The sequence below is a fragment of the Psychroflexus sp. MBR-150 genome, assembly GCF_053628795.1.
This window is the reverse complement of record NZ_JBRJHB010000004.1, coordinates 120,031-139,422: the sequence shown is the minus strand read 5'-3', so window position 1 is coordinate 139,422 and position 19,392 is coordinate 120,031. Positions and strand designations below refer to the sequence as shown.

9 protein-coding genes are annotated in these 19,392 nt (G+C 33.0%); 5 read left to right on the top strand and 4 right to left on the bottom strand.

Annotated elements, in window-relative coordinates:
• Positions 1-11: 11 nt before the first annotated feature.
• Complete coding sequence (locus ACSSV5_RS03820) at positions 12-578, bottom strand: DUF2911 domain-containing protein (protein WP_211066123.1); 567 nt, start codon at positions 576-578, stop codon at positions 12-14.
• Positions 579-728: 150 nt separating this feature from the next.
• Between ACSSV5_RS03820 and ACSSV5_RS03815 the strand changes: the two genes are divergently transcribed.
• Positions 729-2,708, top strand: a complete 1,980-nt coding sequence (locus ACSSV5_RS03815; protein WP_454244846.1) for an alpha-ketoacid dehydrogenase subunit alpha/beta — start codon at positions 729-731, stop codon at positions 2,706-2,708.
• 54 nt (positions 2,709-2,762) lie between these two features.
• Entirely contained in the window at positions 2,763-3,452 is a 690-nt protein-coding gene (locus tag ACSSV5_RS03810) for an OmpA family protein (RefSeq protein WP_454244845.1), read from the top strand.
• Here ACSSV5_RS03810 and yidD read toward each other — a convergent pair whose 3' ends face one another.
• From yidD to folE, 3 genes are read right to left on the bottom strand one after another with little or no spacing between them, the layout of a single operon-like run.
• A complete protein-coding gene (gene yidD, locus ACSSV5_RS03805) occupies positions 3,453-3,683 on the bottom strand; it encodes a membrane protein insertion efficiency factor YidD (RefSeq protein WP_211066126.1) in 231 nt (76 codons plus the stop codon).
• An 18-nt stretch (positions 3,684-3,701) separates the two neighbouring features.
• Positions 3,702-5,186 (bottom strand): cysteine--tRNA ligase, encoded by a 1,485-nt coding sequence (gene cysS / locus ACSSV5_RS03800; RefSeq protein ID WP_454244844.1) that lies wholly within the window; start codon positions 5,184-5,186, stop codon positions 3,702-3,704.
• 4 nt (positions 5,187-5,190) lie between these two features.
• Positions 5,191-5,868, bottom strand: coding sequence for a GTP cyclohydrolase I FolE (gene folE / locus ACSSV5_RS03795; RefSeq protein WP_454244843.1), 678 nt, complete (start codon positions 5,866-5,868; stop codon positions 5,191-5,193).
• Between the two features lie 132 nt (positions 5,869-6,000).
• Here folE and ACSSV5_RS03790 point away from each other — a divergent pair, with 132 nt between their 5' ends.
• From ACSSV5_RS03790 to ACSSV5_RS03780, 3 genes are read left to right on the top strand one after another with little or no spacing between them, the layout of a single operon-like run.
• Positions 6,001-8,670 carry a T9SS type A sorting domain-containing protein gene (locus ACSSV5_RS03790; RefSeq protein WP_454244842.1) on the top strand — a complete coding sequence of 890 codons (2,670 nt, stop codon included), beginning with the start codon at positions 6,001-6,003 and terminating at the stop codon, positions 8,668-8,670.
• A 12-nt stretch (positions 8,671-8,682) separates the two neighbouring features.
• Positions 8,683-8,997 (top strand): hypothetical protein, encoded by a 315-nt coding sequence (locus ACSSV5_RS03785; RefSeq protein ID WP_454244841.1) that lies wholly within the window; start codon positions 8,683-8,685, stop codon positions 8,995-8,997.
• Between the two features lie 28 nt (positions 8,998-9,025).
• Positions 9,026-19,390 (top strand): SpvB/TcaC N-terminal domain-containing protein, encoded by a 10,365-nt coding sequence (locus tag ACSSV5_RS03780; protein WP_454244840.1) that lies wholly within the window; start codon positions 9,026-9,028, stop codon positions 19,388-19,390.
• Positions 19,391-19,392 lie beyond the last annotated feature (2 nt).

The following is a 19,392-nucleotide window of genomic DNA, read 5'->3' as shown; positions in this document are numbered from 1 at the left end:
GGACTAAATTTTTAAGTCTTAGCAGGTTTTATCGATACAGGAACAACAATATCATCCCAAGCCAGAAACATATTGATGTCACCAAACTGTTCATCAAAGTAAATGCTGAATTGCTCTATGGTTTTAAGATTTTTTGAAACAGGAACTTCAACCTTTAAAACGTCAAATTTCTCTACTCGCGAGGCTTTACCATCAGAAAAATTTACACCCCAATTATACATTTTATCATTAAAAATAACGACCCACGAGGTTTCGTTAGGAATTGTCCACAAAGTATATTTTCCTGCTTCAAGTAGCGAACCTTCAATCAAAAGGTCTTTGTTGGTTTTAAAAGTAGTGGCTTCGTTTGCACCCGTTCGCCATACTTCGTTGTATGCTACAATATTTCCAAAAATATCTCTTCCTTTTTTATAAGGTCTATTATAAAATACTTCAATTTTTAAACTGTCTTGTTTGAAAACAACAGTATCTTCTGGGCTGTGTTTTTTTGTGTTAAATCTCATAATATAAAAACCAGCAATAGCAACAATAATCAGTCCTGCTATGATGAAAAGTATAATTTTAAGCGCTTTAGGCATAGTTGATAATTTTTTGATGAATATAAGTCAAATATACATTTTTTATTTTTGAATAATTTGATAATATTTTTGCGACTTTATAACATTTTAGCTTTGATGCAATTTCTGTTATAAAATTCTTTTACTTTGTAAATCTGATTTTAAAAAACAATGAACTTCAACTCTACTGAAATTGATCAAAAAGATTATGTCAATTTATTTAAAAGCATTTTAAAACCTCGTTTAATTGAGGAGAAAATGTTGATTTTGCTGAGGCAAGGTAAAATTTCAAAATGGTTTAGTGGCATTGGTCAAGAAGCTATTGCTGTTGGTGTCACTTTAGCTTTGAAAGATGATGAATATATTTTGCCTATGCACAGAAATTTAGGTGTTTTTACAACTCGAAATATTCCTTTACACCGTCTGTTTTCTCAATGGCAAGGCAAACTTAGTGGATTTACCAAAGGACGTGATAGAAGTTTTCATTTTGGAACACAAGATTACAAAATTATTGGAATGATTTCTCATCTTGGTCCACAACTTGGCGTAGCTGATGGTATTGCTCTTGCTCAAAAATTAAGAAAAACAAATAAAGCAACCTGTGTGTTTACTGGCGAAGGTGGCACAAGTGAAGGCGATTTTCACGAAGCTTTAAACATTGCTTCGGTATGGCAATTACCCGTTGTGTTTTGTGTAGAAAACAACGGTTATGGACTGTCCACGCCAACTAACGAACAGTTTAATATTGAAAATATAGCCGATAGAGGAAAAGCTTATGGCATAGAATCTCATATTATTGATGGAAATAATATTGCAGAAGTTTATGAAAAAATGACCTATATTTTTGAAGAGGTTCGCAAAAGACCTAAACCAGTTTTAGTTGAATTTAAAACTTTTAGGCGTCGTGGTCATGAAGAGGCTAGCGGAACAAAATATGTCCCTAATCAGCTAATAAGTCACTGGAGTTCGAAAGATCCAATTGATAATTTAAAAAAATATCTTTTAGATAAACATATTTTAGATGAATCAGAAATAGAACGTATAAAGTCTGAAATCAAATCAGAAATAGATAAACATCTACAAATTGCTTTCAATGAACCGAAAGTCGAGTCTTCAATAAAGGGAGAATTAAATGATGTTTATGCACCAAATGATCAAAAAATCATAAAACCTAAACGCAATAAAACATCTGAAAAACGTTTTGTTGATGCCATTTCTGATGGCTTGCGTGAATCTATGCAAAGGCATGATGAACTTGTGATTATGGGTCAAGATATCGCTGAATACGGTGGTGTTTTTAAAATTACTGAAGGTTTTGTAGAAGAATTTGGAAAACATCGGGTGCGAAATACCCCAATTTGTGAATCTGGCGTGATTGAAGCAGCTATGGGTTTGAGTATTTGCGGTATCAAATCGGTAGTAGAGATGCAATTTGGCGACTTTGTTTCCTCTGGGTTTAATCCTATTGTTAATTATCTGGCAAAAACATATTACCGCTGGCAACAAAATGCTGATGTAGTGATAAGAATGCCTTGTGGTGCTGGTGTTGGTGCTGGACCATTTCACAGTCAAACCAACGAAGCTTGGTTTACCAAAACACCTGGCTTAAAAGTGGTTTATCCAGCCTTTCCAGAAGATGCAAAAGGGCTTTTATGTGCTGCAATCGACGATCCAAATCCAGTCTTGTTTTTTGAACATAAAGCTTTATATAGAAGTTTAAAAACACAAACCCCTGATGGGTATTTTACTCACGAAATTGGCAAAGCACAAACTGTAAATTTTGGTAACAAAATCAGCATTATCACTTATGGAATGGGTGTGCATTGGGCTTTGGCTTTACTTAAAGAATATCCTGAAAACACTATCGATATTATAGATTTAAAAACTTTAAAACCTTTAGATACAGAAGCCATTCTATCTAGTGTTAAAAAAACCAGTAGGGTAGTGGTTTTACAAGAAGACTCTGCCTTTGGTGGTCTTGCAGCTGAAATTGCTGCGTGGATTAGTGAACACGCTTTTCAGTTTTTAGATGCACCTGTCAAAAGAGTTTGCAGTATAGATACACCGATTCCATTTGCTGAAAATCTAGAAAAAAACTACTTAGCCAACTCAAGATTAAAAACAACACTTGATGAATTGCTCAAATTTTAATTTAAAATCATCCTAAAGTTTAATTTTTTGTATTTTTGAATGAAATTTATTCTCATGTCAAAATCTATTTTAATCTGTATATCTTTTTGCGTTTTCCTTTTTGCCTGTGGAAACTCAAAAAAAGCGGTTGAGAAAAAGCCAGCAAGAACTTCAGAATATATCAACCCTAAAAACGATATGGCAATTGCAGGTTCAGTCAATTTTGATAATAACGAAAGCTTGACTATCTATTCTGCCATTATAAAAAATATCACGGGAGATAAACCTGGTGCTTATATCGGTAATGAAATGGATAAATTGGCAGAACAATTGCAAAACAAATTAGATTATTCTGAATTACTTCGTGTTGGTGAAGGACTGATACTTGAATTTAATTCTAAGTCTAATTTTTATTTTAACACCGGAAAAACAAATTTGAATTCCGAATCAAGACAAAATTTAGATGTTATAGTTTCAACTTTAAAACAATATCCAAAGGTCAACCTGATTATTGAAACGCATACAGATGCTTCCGGTGATGAAGATGTTAATATGAAATTATCTCAAGAACGCGTTTTGTCTATTAAAAATTATCTATTAGAAAAAGGTATTGATTCAAGTCGAATTAAAACCAAAGCTTTTGGCGAAAATCAACCTAAAGTTAATAATGAGACCTTAGAAAATCGCCAGCTTAACAGACGTGTTGATTTTGGATTTTACGCCTCTGATGCTTTAAAAGAAGAAGCTATAAATAAGACTCAATAATTAGTTATCATCTGGCACTGGGTCATAACCTGATTGACCCCAAGGATGACATTTTGATAGTCTTAAAACAGTCAATTTAAAACCTTTAAAAACACCGTGTTTTTTGAATGCCTCATAAGCATATTGTGAACAAGTTGGCTGGAAACGACAACTTGAAGCGGTTAGTGGTGAAATAAGCCACTGATAAATTTTTATCAAGAATAAAAAAGGAAAAATCAATATGCGTTTCATAGTTTTCAAATCTCAATTTTATGGTGTGATTTCATAAGTCGTTCCTTCGGCAGTATCTTTGAGTTGAATTCCTATTTCAATCAAGCGGTCTCTGATTTTATCACTTTGTTCAAAATCTCTATTGGCTCGTGCTTGATTACGCAAATCGATTAAAAGCTCGATAAGCTTATCTTGTTTTTGATTGTTGTTATTGGTGCTACCTATCTTTTCTAAACCTAATACATCAAAGCAAAATGCATGTAAAGTTTTAGATAAAGATTTTATATCTTCTTTGGTCAATGCTAATTTATCATGTTTAGACGCATTGATATATTTTACCGCTTCAAACAATTGAGCTATTAAGACAGGCGAATTAAAATCGTCATTCATAGCATCGTAGCAAGATTGTCGCCATGATTTGATATCGATATCCGATGTCTCTGAAGGTTTTAAACTTTCTAAACTATTAATGGCATTCATTAATCTTTCAAAACCTTTTTCGGTAGAATTTAAAGCTTCGTCAGAAAAATCTAATACACTTCTATAGTTGGCTTGCAACATAAAAAAACGCACAACAGAGGGATGATAGCCTTTAGACAGATTTTTATTATCACCACTAAACAATTCCTCAGGTAAAATATTGTTGCCCGTGCTTTTGGCCATTTTTTTACCGTTTAAAGTCAGCATATTAGCATGCATCCAGTATCTCACTGGTTGTTTGCCATTAGCAGCTGTACCTTGAGCAATCTCACATTCGTGATGCGGAAATTTTAAATCCATGCCACCGCCGTGAATATCAAATTCTTCGCCGAGATACTTTGAGCTCATCACCGTGCATTCCAAATGCCAGCCTGGAAAACCAACGCCCCAAGGTGATGGCCAACGCATGATGTGTTGTGGCTCTGCTTTTTTCCACAAAGCAAAATCTTGTGGATTTTTTTTGTCAGATTGACCTGCAAGTTCTCTGGTATTAGCGATTAAATCTTCTATCTTTCGTTTGCTTAAAATTCCGTAATGCTCTTTTTCGTTATATTTTAAGACGTCAAAATACACGTTACCATTGACTTCGTAGGCTAAACCCTTATCTATAATGGTTTTGATAGCTTCAATTTGTTCAACAATATGACCCGTTGCTGTAGGCTCAATACTCGGAGGAAGATTATTGAATTTTTGAAGCGTATTGTGAAAATCAACCGTATATTTTTGAACCACTTCCATAGGTTCTAGTTCTTCTAATCTGGCTTTTTTAGCAATTCGATCTTCACCTTCTTCGGCATCGTTTTCTAAATGACCAGCATCTGTTATGTTTCTGACATACCTGACTTTATAACCTAAATGCTTTAAGTATCTAAAAATTAAATCAAATGAAATAAAAGTTCGGCAATTTCCCAAATGGACTTTGTTGTAAACCGTTGGTCCGCACACATACATCCCAATATGACCTTTAGTCAGAGGTTTAAAATATTCTTTTTCTCCAGTTAATGAGTTGTATATCTTAAGTTTTTGATTGTCGTATAATGCCATAAATTTAAAAAGTTGTATCTAATTTAATATAATCTAAAAACTCTTTTTTGACATCTTGATTTTTAAATTGACCACCAAACTCGCTAGTTACGGTGCTGCTTTCTATATCTCTAATACCGCGAGAATTTACACAAAGATGTTTGGCATCTACAATACAAGCTACATCTTCTGTATCAAGAGCTTCCTGCAAATCTTTTACAATTTGCATAGTCATACGTTCCTGAACTTGAGGGCGTTTGGCGTAATAATCTACAATCCGATTCATTTTAGAAAGCCCAACCACACGACCAGATGAAATATAGGCGATATGGGCTTTACCAACAATAGGCAATAAATGATGCTCGCAGGTGGAATAGACGGTTATATTTTTTTCAACCAGCATTTCGCCATAGCGGTATTTATTGTCAAAGGTTGACATTTTGGGTTTATGTTTTGGGTTTAAACCTGAAAACATTTCATTGACAAACATTTTTGCTACGCGTTGTGGCGTACCACTTAGGCTGTCGTCAGCTAAGTCTAAACCTAAAGTTTGCATAATGTTATTAACATTTGCTTGAATACGTTTGATTTTTTCTTCATCACTTAATTCAAATGCGTCTTTTCGCAAAGGCGTTTCGCTAGAAGTTCCAATGTGGTTATGACCCAACTCTTCAATTTCAGATAAATTTTCTTCTAAACTCATAGTCAAATAAATATTTGCAAAGATAGTTTTTTTTGAGTGTTTTGAAGTTTTAACCAACGAAAACTCATTTTATTGGCTATTGTTAACACGACTTTAGGAAAATTTTTTATATTTGGAAAAAATACCTCATTTATGAAAACTTTAACTTGTGTCTTATTACTATCATTCTCATTTAGTTTTTGTCAGAATTTTCCTGGTGGATTACCAAATTCAGAGATTTGGATTATAGGTAATCATGCAAATGTTGAAGAGCCAATTAATTTATCGGTTGATTCTAATATTAGAGTTTCGAATTGCGGCCAATCTGAAACTGATTATTTTAATTTCAACGAGTGTTTTTATAGTGCTGAAGGAATTTGTCTTAAATTCAACACAAAGCATGAGTACTCAAAAGGTAAAACTTATTTCTTTGTCGGAGAGCCAGATATTGAGGAAGAAACAAACCTTTCTCAATTACATACAATATGGTCTGAGTTTATTCCTAATAATATAACTTCAAATGTTATTAAAAATAGAACTGGTATTGCTTTGAATAACTCTTTGCAAGGGGATTTGTTTAGCTCTTATAACAATGAACCATCTTACATTAGTTATTATCATTGGAATAACTATCGACTAAATAAAATCTACAAGACATATGGGTTTATAGGTGAAACAGAATATAATGTTGGCAAAAATTTCTCGTTTTCTAATCAAAATAATAATATAGGAGCTGAAAATTTTGTAGGTTATTTTACTGAATTTATATCATTTCCATTTGAATTAGATGCGAATGAGAAAAATCGAGTTGAATCATATTTAGCGCTGAAGTATGGACTTACGTTGAACTCTGATTATAAAAGTTCTACTAATGTAAGGTTTTGGAATATTAACAGTGCTTTTAGTAATAACATATTCGGTGTTGGAAAAGATGATAAAAGTGGTTTATATCAATTAATTGCTGAAAGTAGAAACGAACAAGATTTGCTAGTTGCATCAGTTGGCCCCTATGCTGAAACAAACATTATTAAACAGCAGGAATTAGAATTAACAATTTCTGATAATCATTTTATTTTATTTGGCGATAATAATGGAAACCTTAGTTTAAATGAACCTAATGAAATGTTTGTATCAACTTTAGGAAGAAAATGGTTAAGTCAAAACACAGGTGAAGAATCTAAAGAATATCCAATTAATTTAAGATTTAAAGTAACTAATGAAATTCAAAATATTTTAAATGAAACAGATCTAAAATTATGGTTTTTGAGAGATCCTTTCGTAAATAATACTGAGATTTCTGATTTTCAAAGTGAATTTGTTGAATTTACTAAAATTGATGATATTCAAGAAGGTTATGCAACCGTAGAAGAGATATTTTTTGATATTGATGAAAATAAATTTGATCAGTACACCCTCGCCATTGGACCAGAAATGATTGTTCAAGTAAAATTTCATAGAACAGAATGTAGTAAATATAATATATCTCGAAACGTTGATATTGAAATTACAGGTGGTACACCTAAGTATTCTATCAAAGTTGAGTCTGAAAATGGATATTCTTTTCAAACTATAACTGAAAATACAGTAGTGACACTTGAAGATCTTAGCGAAGGTGTTTACATCATATATGTAGAGGATTCGAATGGCCTTTTTGTTAAAAGGGAGTTTGAAGTTATAATTTATAATATGTTTTTGAATCTTGGACCCGACCAAAATCTAAGTATAAACCAGCAAGAAATTAATCTTTTTGCAGGAGAAGGTATTGAAGATCCTGATGCAACGTATGAATGGTATTTTAATGGAGAGTTGTTAGAACACACAGATCCATTATTAGTGGTCAATGCGCCAGGTGACTATGAGGTGATTGTTACTGCTGGTGACAGATCTTGTTCTATATCTGATAGAATTACAATCACTAATATATTATCAGGATCTATAGATTATTCTCTAGAATGTGATGACGATGAGGCGAACTTTAATGTTAATATATTTGGAGGAATACCAAATTATAATATTCAAGTATTTGATTTGAATAATAATCAAATCGGTCCTGCTCTAGTTGCTAACAATGATTTTAATAGTGTAAATTTAACACTTCCATACGGTTCATATACTATAGAAATTACGGATAATTTAGATGAAACTATAAGTTTAAATGCTGATTTTACAGACCCATGGGAAGGTGTAGATGTAGATATTCATAGTCAAATTCAATGTGGAAATCCAATATTTGTTGTCGATTGTTTACCATTATTGATAGATCCCTCTTTAAATGTTACAGCCCAAAATGTTTCTTACGAATGGACCTATCAACTGATTGGTGAATCGTTTGACGGTATTGTTCACCAAATAAATACAAATAATAATGGGGTTTTAGAATTAATAAATTTAAATATTGATGACGATGGTCCAAGTGATGATGATCCTCCATGTCAAAGTGCGATAATGCGATATACCTTAGATATAGTTAACAATAACGGCTGTATTAAACAACAAAGCTTTATTGTTAGAAGCCTATGTCCAAAAACCATTAATTCATTGCTAAATAAATCAAGTGATAATCCTGATGATTTCAACATTACCACCAAAACCTATCCTAATCCAAGTGATTTGCAAAAAAACGCTAGTCACGAAGTGACGATGAACGAAGTCAAAGATGTGGAGATTAAAGTCTTTGATATTTTAGGAAGACAGGTCTTTGAAAAGAAATTATCGAATGAAAGTCAATACACTATCCCTTTAGAAATTAATGCAACAGGTGTTTATTTTATAATAACTACAACCAGTGAAAAGATACTAACCGACCGTTTAATCATCAAATAATACCCCAGTTTTATGCTTCTATTTAAATCTATCAGAAAAAGTAGTATATTCAGTACTGCAATTGCAAGTATTTTATGTAATGTCATGGTTTTTGGACAGCCAATTCAACAAATGTCTCAAAATACATCTTTACATAAGATTTTAAAATCTAAATTAAATTATCTTAGCCCTAGTTCTTCCAACGGATCAACTTATGTCGAGCCTAGTAATCCTACCGAGTCTAATATTTTTTATGCGGATGAACAATTTGGGCTTATAGGGGTTTTTGACGATCATAAAAGTGAGAAAATTAAAGATAATTTTTTTTACGGTTCACATACCAAATGAATATAACTTAAAGAACTATGATATAACCTTGTCATACGAGCTTTTTGGTTTAGAAGATGCTTCACAAACCACAAAAAGCATAAATGAGAGTAAAAGTTATGGAGGGTCTTTTATTTCTATAAAAGAAGAATGGAAGCATGTAAGTGAGCAAATACCTAATCATTTGATAAATTCAGGTAAAAACACAATTTTTTTTAACAGAAGAGAAAATAAAGATTATGGTTATAAAATAAAGAATCTACGTGTTAAGCTTACACCAGTTAAGTCTAAAGCACCAATCAAAAAATTAAATAGTTTTATTTACGGCAATAAGCTTTATTTGAATGGAATTGTTGATCACGATAAAGTAAAGTCTATACAATATAATGATGAAAATTTGAACTTGAATAATGGTGTTTTTAATAAAATCTTATCTCAAACTGATTTAGACAAAATTAAATTTAAAATCATTTTAAATGATAATACCCAAGCGCTAGTTAAAAAAAAATTAACACCTATTAACTTTAGCGAATATTTGTATTTCCCTAGAATTGATTCTGCTGTAGAGCATGAGGAATTAAGTCAGGAAAGTTCTTTTCTCAAAACATATGATAATGGTCACATACAAATTTTGAATATCGAAGGGCTTTTGTTTAGAGATAGTAAACCAACCCATACCTCTATAACAAATGTCACATACAAATATGCTTCATACCGATTAAATAAATCTCTGGATAGTACAAATCAGTCAATGCTGTATCTTAAATATGATAGTGATAAAATGCCTGTGGGCTATAGTCCAAAAGATATCCAAACATTTTATTTTAGTAATAAGAAAAAAGAATGGATTAGTCTTGAAAAAGATAGTATTGATTATAAAAATGAATTAATTATTACTAAAGTTAATGAAAAAACAGATTATATCAATGGCATAATTAAGCGACCTCAATCTCCTGAAATAGGAAATTATACTCCAACATTATTGACAGACCTCGAATATGCAGACCCAGCATCAGGTGTAGTTTCAATTTCACCTCCTCAACCTAATAATATGGGTGTTGCTTCTACATCATTTCCTTTAAAACTTCCATCGGGTAGAAATGGAATGCAACCCAATTTATCTGTCAATTATAATAGTGAAGCATCTAATAGTTGGATGGGTTTAGGGTGGAACCTTCAAGTACCCAGTATAAGTTTAAATACCAAATGGGGGACACCTGTCTTTGATTCAAATAAAGAAACCGAGCTTTATACATTTTCTGGAAGTGAATTGTTATTAAAAAATAATGGCGAATATACCCAACCGCACAGATCTAATGTTGACATCAACAGGCAAACTGATAGAGTTTTTTATCACAGGGCTGAAGGCAGTTATAGCAAAATAGTGAGACATGGAAGTAATCCAGGTAACTATTGGTGGGAAGTAGTAAATAAAAGAGGCACTACAAGCTATTATGGAGGAGACAATAGTGGCATAAATGAAACTTATGTTCTTAGAAACCTTAGTGGTAATATTACTCACTGGTCATTGCTCAAAACCATTGACGTATTTGGAAATAGGATTGAATATTTTTATGATAAAAATGAGAATATTGATTTGAATAACACTATTTCAGATAGTGGAAATATTAAAGCAACTTCTTGTTATTTGGAAAGTATTGAATATACTTTGAATGACGATAATACTAACTTGGATTATTATAAGGTTGAGTTTATAAGAAATAATTACAACCTTTCTGGTTTATCTGATCTTGACAGAAAAGATAAAATTTTGAACGCTAGAACTGGAACGTTAAGAATTACTGATGACTTATTAACTGAAATAAACATTACTTATCATAAAAATAGTGAAATTCAAAACGTGAGATCATATCAATTTGAATACACTGAATCCGTATTTAATAAAACCCTTTTAGAATCAATTGCAGAATATGACGCAAGTGGTGATTTGTTTTATAAAAATGAAATGGAATATTTTGAAGATTTCAATTCTAGTATAATAGATAACTCTACTGTAAATATGACTTCAAATATCACACCAACTATTGTAGATTCTAATCTTTTTAGCATGTTTAATTCAGATTATTTGTCAACAATTAATACTAGTGAATCCAATGGATATAGCGGTGGTTTAAGAGGAGGAATTGGTATAGGTTTAAACCCATCAAGTAATGTTAATACTTTTGGCCTAAAGGGTAATTATAGCAGAAATAACAGTAAAACTATCAATGATTTAATAGACGTTAATAGTGACGGTTTGCCAGATATCGTTTTCAAACAAAATGGAAATATTAAGTATGTTTTAAACAATTTAGGGAGTAACAATACTCCAAACTTTTCTGATAATATCTTCGATTTTGGGATAAGTAATTTAAAGGAATCAAAATCAAACACTATTTCTGGTGGTGGAAATGCAACCATAGGGATACCAGGAGTTGCTTCAATATCAGCTGGTAAAAGCTGGAGTAAAACTAATTCAACCACAGATGGTTATTTTATCGATTATAATGGTGACGGTTTTGTCGATTATATTAATAATAGCAGAGTGTATTTTAATGTAACAGAAAACGATGTAATAGAAGATCGAGACCTAAACTTCAATATCAACCAAACCGAAAACATAATCAACTCAGATGCCTTTAGTCCTGGTGACAATATGTTTGAAGGTATAAGTTTTGATACGTTAGATCAACTGCGAGATCAATATAATCAATACGACCATGTCAGTGCATGGGTTGCACCTTATAATGGTACCATTCAGGTTATTGGGAATGCCACCTTAGACAATTCAACCCCACATTATAGCAATGGAGACTCTGATTTAAATAGATTTGATTTAGCTATTGAATATTACGATTCTAACCTCAATACGGGCACTGGAAATCCAGTAGAGCTTAACTCAAAACAATTGAGCCAAAATAATTCTTCTGCAAGCATGAACTTATCCGGCATACCAGTAAATTCTGGCGATATATTATTTTTCAGAATTCACAATCATGATTATGGTAATGGTGGAAAAATAGAGTGGAATCCTCAAATTAACTATGTTTTCAATACGAATAACCCTTCTGAAATCAATACCTTTAAAAACAATCCATCACCGCTTACTACGTCAATTTTAAGCCTTAATGACGAAAACAACAAGTCATTAGCCAATTATAATATGGCACAAGATTTTATGCTCAATAATGGAAATCCCTGGACTTTAGATGATTTTGACAATAATTATACCATAGATTTAAATCTTAGTGCTATCAATATTCCTAATGTATTGACGGACGATATTACCTTTAATGTGATTGAAACTGCCATAGAAAAAGTACCAGGTTTAGATCAAAATGACGAGCCTTTAGAACCAATAATAAATGTAGATACTTATGAAGTAAAATATAACATTGAAACAGAAAGTTTTATTCCTAGTAATAGTTTAATTAGCCTTCCTTTAGGCTCGCAAGACGATGATTTTAGTTATAGTTATAATTTTACAGTAAGTAGTGATTCTAATGTTGACTGGAAAAATATTATTTGGCAACCGACAATCACCGATAACGATACATCTACTTCTGATATTAATCCTGCAATCACGTTTGAAACTTATGACAACGTTTTATCAGCCAATAAACATTGGGTAAATATATCTAACAAGATACCTGAACCTATTATTGATGATGATCAATTTAATGACGACCAAACTGAGTTTTTATCCGTAGGTTTAGATAATTTTAGTTTTCATCAGCTAGATGGTATCCCTAATGATGAGTTCCCTATTGAAGTCAATTTTGTGATTAAAGAGCAGTATATTGAACCTTCAACAGGTGATATAATCAGTAAAGTCCCATTTAAAAAAAATTTACTGATATTTAAGTTTGTTGATGATGGAGGAATATTTGGGAGCGATGAAATTTTTTATAAAGTTTCAGATGCAAATATTGAACCGAATCCTGTATTGCCAAGTGATTTCTTGGAATTAGAAGATGTCCAGCATATTTTCACCAAAGAAGATGTAGCTGATCTTCAAAGCCAAAATGCCAAAATTTATGCCGCACTTTATACAAATACCAATAATTTTAAAAGTGTTAATGATCATTATGAATTCTCTATACAATTTAAGTTAAATGAAGACCTAGAAAATTCTCCTACCGGAGATTTTGATGACCCTAACTGGAGTACTTTAAAATTTGCTGAACCTCCTATCTTCAGTAAAAACCCAAACTTTCAAGGCTTTACTTATAAAGGATGGGGGCAATTCTTATACAATGGAGGTTTACATATGCCAAGGCATGAAGATGGAGAAAACATGGGTGAATATATTGATTCTGCCACACCTACAGATTATGGTGATTTATTAATTGACGTTGATGAGCTTATTACAGACACAGATGATGACCTTGACCCTGACCCTGATCAACCAACTTTTGAAAAAATAAGATATACAATTTATAGCAATAATGGTCAATACTATTATAATCAAGATATGTATTTAGACACAGCTGATGATAATGTAATTAGTGCAAAATATGAATTGAACCAAAATGACATACCGGTTTTTTATGTCGGTCGTTTTGGAGAAAGCAATATTTATAATCAATACATTGACCCCAACAATTTTGGTAATACCGATGATAGCTTTGTTGGTTTTAAAATTAGATCCAGGTCCAAAGGGAAAACAAATTCTGGTGGACTAGATGTAGGAATTTATGATGCAGGTGTAAATGGGTCGAAAAGTGAAGCTAGAACAGAAGTATTATCAGAATATATTGATTTAAACGGAGATAGGTATCCAGATTTTGTGACCAAAACTAAGATTCAGTTCAGTTCAATGAAAGGTGGGTTAAGTAATAATATTAAAACCCAAGAAAACATATCTGAGTTAAATTCAAATTTTTTTAGAGGCTCTAGCAATAAAGATCAATTTCATGGAGCATCAATATCTTCTTCTACCTTTACATCAAACAATCAAGGTAGTAGCAATATAGATAACCCTAATATTCCTAATATAGAAGCCAGTTTTGGACTTACAGAAGGTTACACAGAATCTATACAACAATGGCTAGATATTAATGGTGATGGGTTAACAGATAGAGTTGAAATCATACCTCAAACTGATGCAGTTATTGATCAAACAACTACAAGCATAGAAGTACAGCTAAATACAGGGTACGGTTTTTCAAAAAAAATAAATTGGGCAGATCAACTCTCTTCCATACCTACTACACCTTACATTAGTGAAAGAGAAAGTGATAATTCTGGGATAGGCAGCGGTTTTAATACCTCTCAAACAACATCATTTTCATTCGGAATAGGTGGAAGCGTAAATACTTCGACAAGTAGAATCAAGTTGGTTGATGTAAATGGAGATGCTCTTCCTGACCTGTTACTTGACAATGGTACATACTACATAAATAATGGAACAAATTTTGATGCAAATCCTAAAAGTTTTTATAACGATGCCACTGATGTCAACAAATCCTCTAGTCTTACACTTAATGGTTCATATACATCAGGAACAGCATTTTGGGTGGTTTGGATCCCTGTAAAAGTGACAGGAACAGTTTTGGCTACTACATCAATAAGCAAGAATCATATAGCTGTTTCTCTAAGGGATATCAATGGTGATGGCTATGTTGATGATATTCATGATACGAGTTCAGGTATGAATTTAAATGTAAACTTGAGTAAAATTAAAAAAACACATTTGCTCAAAAAAGTGACAACACCATTTGGTGGTAGTTGGGAAGTAAGCTATGCCAGAGCTGGTAATACCTCATCTTTACCTCAAAATAAATGGGTATTGGATGAAGTAACAACATTTGATGGCTATCCTGGTGATAATGATTTATCAGTAGATGAAACTAAACAAACATTTGAATATTCAAATCCCTTTTATGATAGGCATGAAAGAGAGTTTTATGGTTTTGAAATCTTAAGAATAAATAGCTTTATCAAAGAAAATCAAAGTGATCAGTGGACTTTATACAACTATACCTTAAAAAAAATACATAATGATAATTTCTATTTAAAAGGAAAAATAAACGATGTGTCTTCTTTTACAAGCCAAGATCAACCTTTATCTCAAACGCAGTATTTTTATAAGGCTTTTGATCATAACACTTCTACTGATGGCTCCTCAAGCACGCCAACATTAAATACCGACCCCAATGACAATTTAGATTTGTCATTGTCAAACCAAGAAAAGTACTCTAGGATTTTTGTGGCTTTATCAAAAAGAATATCCTTGACTTTTGAAGAAGGTAGTAGTCTATCTTTGATTGAACGCTTCGAAGAATATGATCAATTTGGTAATCTTACAAGCTATACCAATTTCGGAAATGGCTCAAGTAATGATGCATATAGAACCGAAATAGAATATGAAAACCCAAACTTTTTCAGCTCAATCAATAACCCATTCTTAGGTTTTCCCAAAAAAATTCAAGTATTTCAAAATTCAGACAATACACTTTTAAGAGAAAGAATAGCCAATTACTATTCAAATGGTAATCTCGCAGAAATTACAACAAAACTTAATTCTAGTGAAACAACAAATATAATTTTCAATTATAACACTTATGGCCTGTTGACCAGCATTGTAGAGCCTGATAATACAGCAGAAAATAATGCTTCATTGGGCTTTACAAAATCTATTGAATATGATGAAAGTGTAAAGACTTATCCAACTACAATTACAAATTCTTATGGCTATCAGTCATCTACAGAATATGATTTTAGGTTTGGAATACCTTTCCATACTACTGATATTAATAATAAGGAAATGAAATTGAGATATGATGATAGAGGCAGAATTGTTGAATACACAGGCCCCAACGAAGTAGAAAATCCTCAAAATATTCAAAATCTTTGGACCATTCGCTACCAGCATATGAATGAATCTATCAATAACGATTCAAGCCAAACAATGATAGACGCTGCTCATGCTTTTGAACCCACATCAAATGATGAAACACACTATGCTATAACTAGACATAAGGATACTCAAATTGATAACAACGGCGATTATGTTAATTTAAATAATGAGTTTTATACCATCAACATCATCGATGGCCTGGGAAATGCTATTCAACAAAAAAAGACCCTATATTCTCAAAGCGACGGCAGCACTTCCTCTAGTTTAAAGTGGCTGGTTAGCGGTAGGCAAAAAACAGATGCTTTAGGTAGGGTGCTTGAAGAATATTTACCCAATACACAAAATTTTAATAGCATTAATGATACAGACTTTTTCTCAAGTTCGGGAGATTTTTTAAATAGCTGTCTCTACGATCATAAGAACAGAAAAGTCGAGGTCAGCCAAGTCGATGATAGTGGTAATAAAACAATGAGCTATTCAATAAACAATGGAAACCTTGTGAGTGAAGTAGTTAATGAAAAAAATCAAAAACTGGAAACTTTTACAGACGTTAGACAACGTAAAACTAAAACCATTCAGGAAGGTTTAACAATTCAATATGAATATAATGCTATAAATGAACTCACCTCTATTGTCCATCATAATCAGACCAAGACAAATTACTTATATGATTTAGCTGGAAGGAAAGTTGAAATTCAACAACCTGAACGCGGAGTTATAAGCATGAAATATGACAAGGCCAGTCGTTTGATCGAAAAACAAAATTCAAATCTCATGTTGGATTCTCAGCAAAAAATCAATTACACATATCATTACAATCAGCTTTTATCAGTCGAATACCCTAAAAACAAAGAGAATAACATCTATTATATTTATGGCTACCCTAATGAAAGTCTTGCCGATGAACTTAATGCGGTAGGTAGAATAATGATTCAAAAAGATGCCTCTGGTATGCAAATTCTAGGGTATGGCAATATTGGAGAACTTACACAGAGAACAAGAGCTGTAAATGTTGAAGGCGAAAGAACCTATTGGTTTGAGACTGAATGGATTTATGATAGTTGGAATAGAGTACAAGAAATTGTTTACCCGGATGGGGAACGTATATTTTACAATTACAATCTTGCAGGAGATCTTCAAAGTGTATTGAGTGATTTACCTGTTACCATAGATAGTGGTAATCAAGATATTGTAAACAATATTACCTATACCGATTATAATGAGCGCAAAAGTATAACCTATGGTAATGGCACTACGACGTCCTATACCTATGATAGTCAACGCAGAATGCATACCATAAAACATCTCTTTGGTACAGGAGCAAATATTCAAAATGAATACACTTATGATGACTTAAACAATATCAATAGCATATCAACGCTATCACCTGAGCAAGCACTTCCTAGCTCAACGACAAGTGATCTTATCGGTCCGGTTAATTATAATTTTTCTTACGATAATTTCAACCGACTTACCTCTGCATCCGGAAGTTATACAGGGCCAAATGATGTAGTCAATACTCAAAGTCAAGGTGGCAACCCCTTTCTTAAACATGAATATAATCTTGATTTAACCTACGATGCTCAAGATCCGAGTAGAAACTTCATAAACAAAACACAGACCCACCTAAATAAACCGGTAAGTGATCTCAATGAACCGATGGAAAATGCTAGTGTAGTAAAGAATAACAGCTATCAATTAGATTATACCTACGACGACGATGGAGGTCTCATAGCGGGTTCTAACTATGGTTACACTCAACCACATGCCGTGAGAGAAATAAAAGAACAACCCACAGGAGTAAATTGTTGCGGCAGTCAAGATGACCCAAGAATAAAAAACCAAAACATAAAACATGACGCCAATGGTAATCTTACAAAAGTGATAGAAGGTGTGGGAGAAGAAGAAATCACAAAAATTCATTACCTTTGGGATGAAGAAAATAGACTTATGGCTGTAGATCTTAATCCGTATTCTGAAGAAAGTGACCATCCTATTGCCACTTATACCTACGATGCTGGTGGAGAACGGATTATTAAATATCTATATCAACAAGTTGATATTCATAGCAACGCAAAGGACGTTGGCAATGCGCGTAAAACGGAGACTTACATCTATCCGGATGGGATGATTACGGCCAAGGTCTTAAAGTTTATAGTTAGAGATCAAGCCTTGTCTTATACTAAACATTATCATATAGGTAGCCAAAGAGTGGCTAGTAAAATTGGAACCAGTGAGCAATTTGGTTTTTATTCAGAACAAATCATATCCCTTGCCAATTTAGCCAATGCCGATGGAATAAACCTGATAGATGTTTTACAAGACCCCGATGAAGACGGGCAGAATTTTAACCATCTTAATGAAAGAAGAAACCGTATTTTACAAGCCTTTGATATACAACCACTTGAAAGTGAAACGGATGACATATCAGAAGATGAAAATATCACACCGGGTTCAAATAATTTTGCTCACGGCTATGCCGGCGACCTGCAACATGTAGAAGTGTTTTATTTTCACAGTGACCATCTCGGTTCTTCAAATTATGTATCAAATTACGATGGGGACATCAGCCAACACGCCGAATATTTGCCATTTGGTGAGCTCCTCACCGATGAACACCTCAATTCCCACAATACCCGTTACAAATACAACGGCAAAGAATTTGACCAGGAAACGGGCAACTATTATTACGGCGTCCGCTATTATAACCCCAAAACCAGTTTATGGCTGAGTGTTGACCCCTTAGCAAGCACAATGCCTTCTTGGTCACCATACAATTTTGTATTCAATAATCCACTTCGTTTTGTAGACCCACTGGGGCTTGCTCCTGATGATTGGGTAAAAAGAAAAGATGGAAGTATTTACTGGGACAAAAACGCAAATGACCAAGCATCTACTAAAGCAGGAGAAACCTATTTAGGAAAAACACTAACATTTACATTTAATAGCTACATTGATGCAGACCTTTGGGATGGACCTAACCCACCTTTATTGCCAAGTCCTGCTGGAGATAAATTAACATCTACAATAAAACTAACAGGAAATGAGAATAGTAGTGGAGAATTGACAGGAATCACAGCTACTAAAAGCATACAAATTGGAAAAACCCCAATAGGAAAAGCGAGAGATTACTTTGAAGGCTTAGGAGCAGACCAAAATAAATTCTCATACAGTCAGACTAAAAATGCAGATGGAACATTAGCCACCTATAATTTAAACTTTGAACAGCACGCAAGTGTGTCTCCAAGTGAGGAGTTTGGTTTAAATATGATGGGATTTGATATTGTGAATGTGGCACAACAAGCTAATTTTAGTCTATCGGGCAATAATTTATCTGTTACAGGTGCTACTGACATATTCCCATCAGCGACCTTGTCTGTAAACGGCTCTCAATTATTTAAGTATAATCAGCCATCATTTAGAAATACTCACGGTATAATTAAAACACAGACAGGAGTAAGAATACCAAGAAACCCAATGGATGATGGATTTATTCCTGTTTACGATTACAAGCATTTGAGACCAGCTCCTTCATTTTATAAACGCTATTGATT

What these genes read in the sequence shown, in the direction of transcription:
- ACSSV5_RS03820 (WP_211066123.1), bottom strand. Translation starts at nt 578, where the DNA reads ATGCCTAAAGCGCTTAAAATTATACTTTTCATCATAGCAGGACTGATT.
- ACSSV5_RS03815 (WP_454244846.1), top strand. Translation starts at nt 729, where the DNA reads ATGAACTTCAACTCTACTGAAATTGATCAAAAAGATTATGTCAATTTA.
- ACSSV5_RS03810 (WP_454244845.1), top strand. Translation starts at nt 2,763, where the DNA reads ATGTCAAAATCTATTTTAATCTGTATATCTTTTTGCGTTTTCCTTTTT.
- yidD (WP_211066126.1), bottom strand. Translation starts at nt 3,683, where the DNA reads ATGAAACGCATATTGATTTTTCCTTTTTTATTCTTGATAAAAATTTAT.
- cysS (WP_454244844.1), bottom strand. Translation starts at nt 5,186, where the DNA reads ATGGCATTATACGACAATCAAAAACTTAAGATATACAACTCATTAACT.
- folE (WP_454244843.1), bottom strand. Translation starts at nt 5,868, where the DNA reads ATGAGTTTAGAAGAAAATTTATCTGAAATTGAAGAGTTGGGTCATAAC.
- ACSSV5_RS03790 (WP_454244842.1), top strand. Translation starts at nt 6,001, where the DNA reads ATGAAAACTTTAACTTGTGTCTTATTACTATCATTCTCATTTAGTTTT.
- ACSSV5_RS03785 (WP_454244841.1), top strand. Translation starts at nt 8,683, where the DNA reads ATGCTTCTATTTAAATCTATCAGAAAAAGTAGTATATTCAGTACTGCA.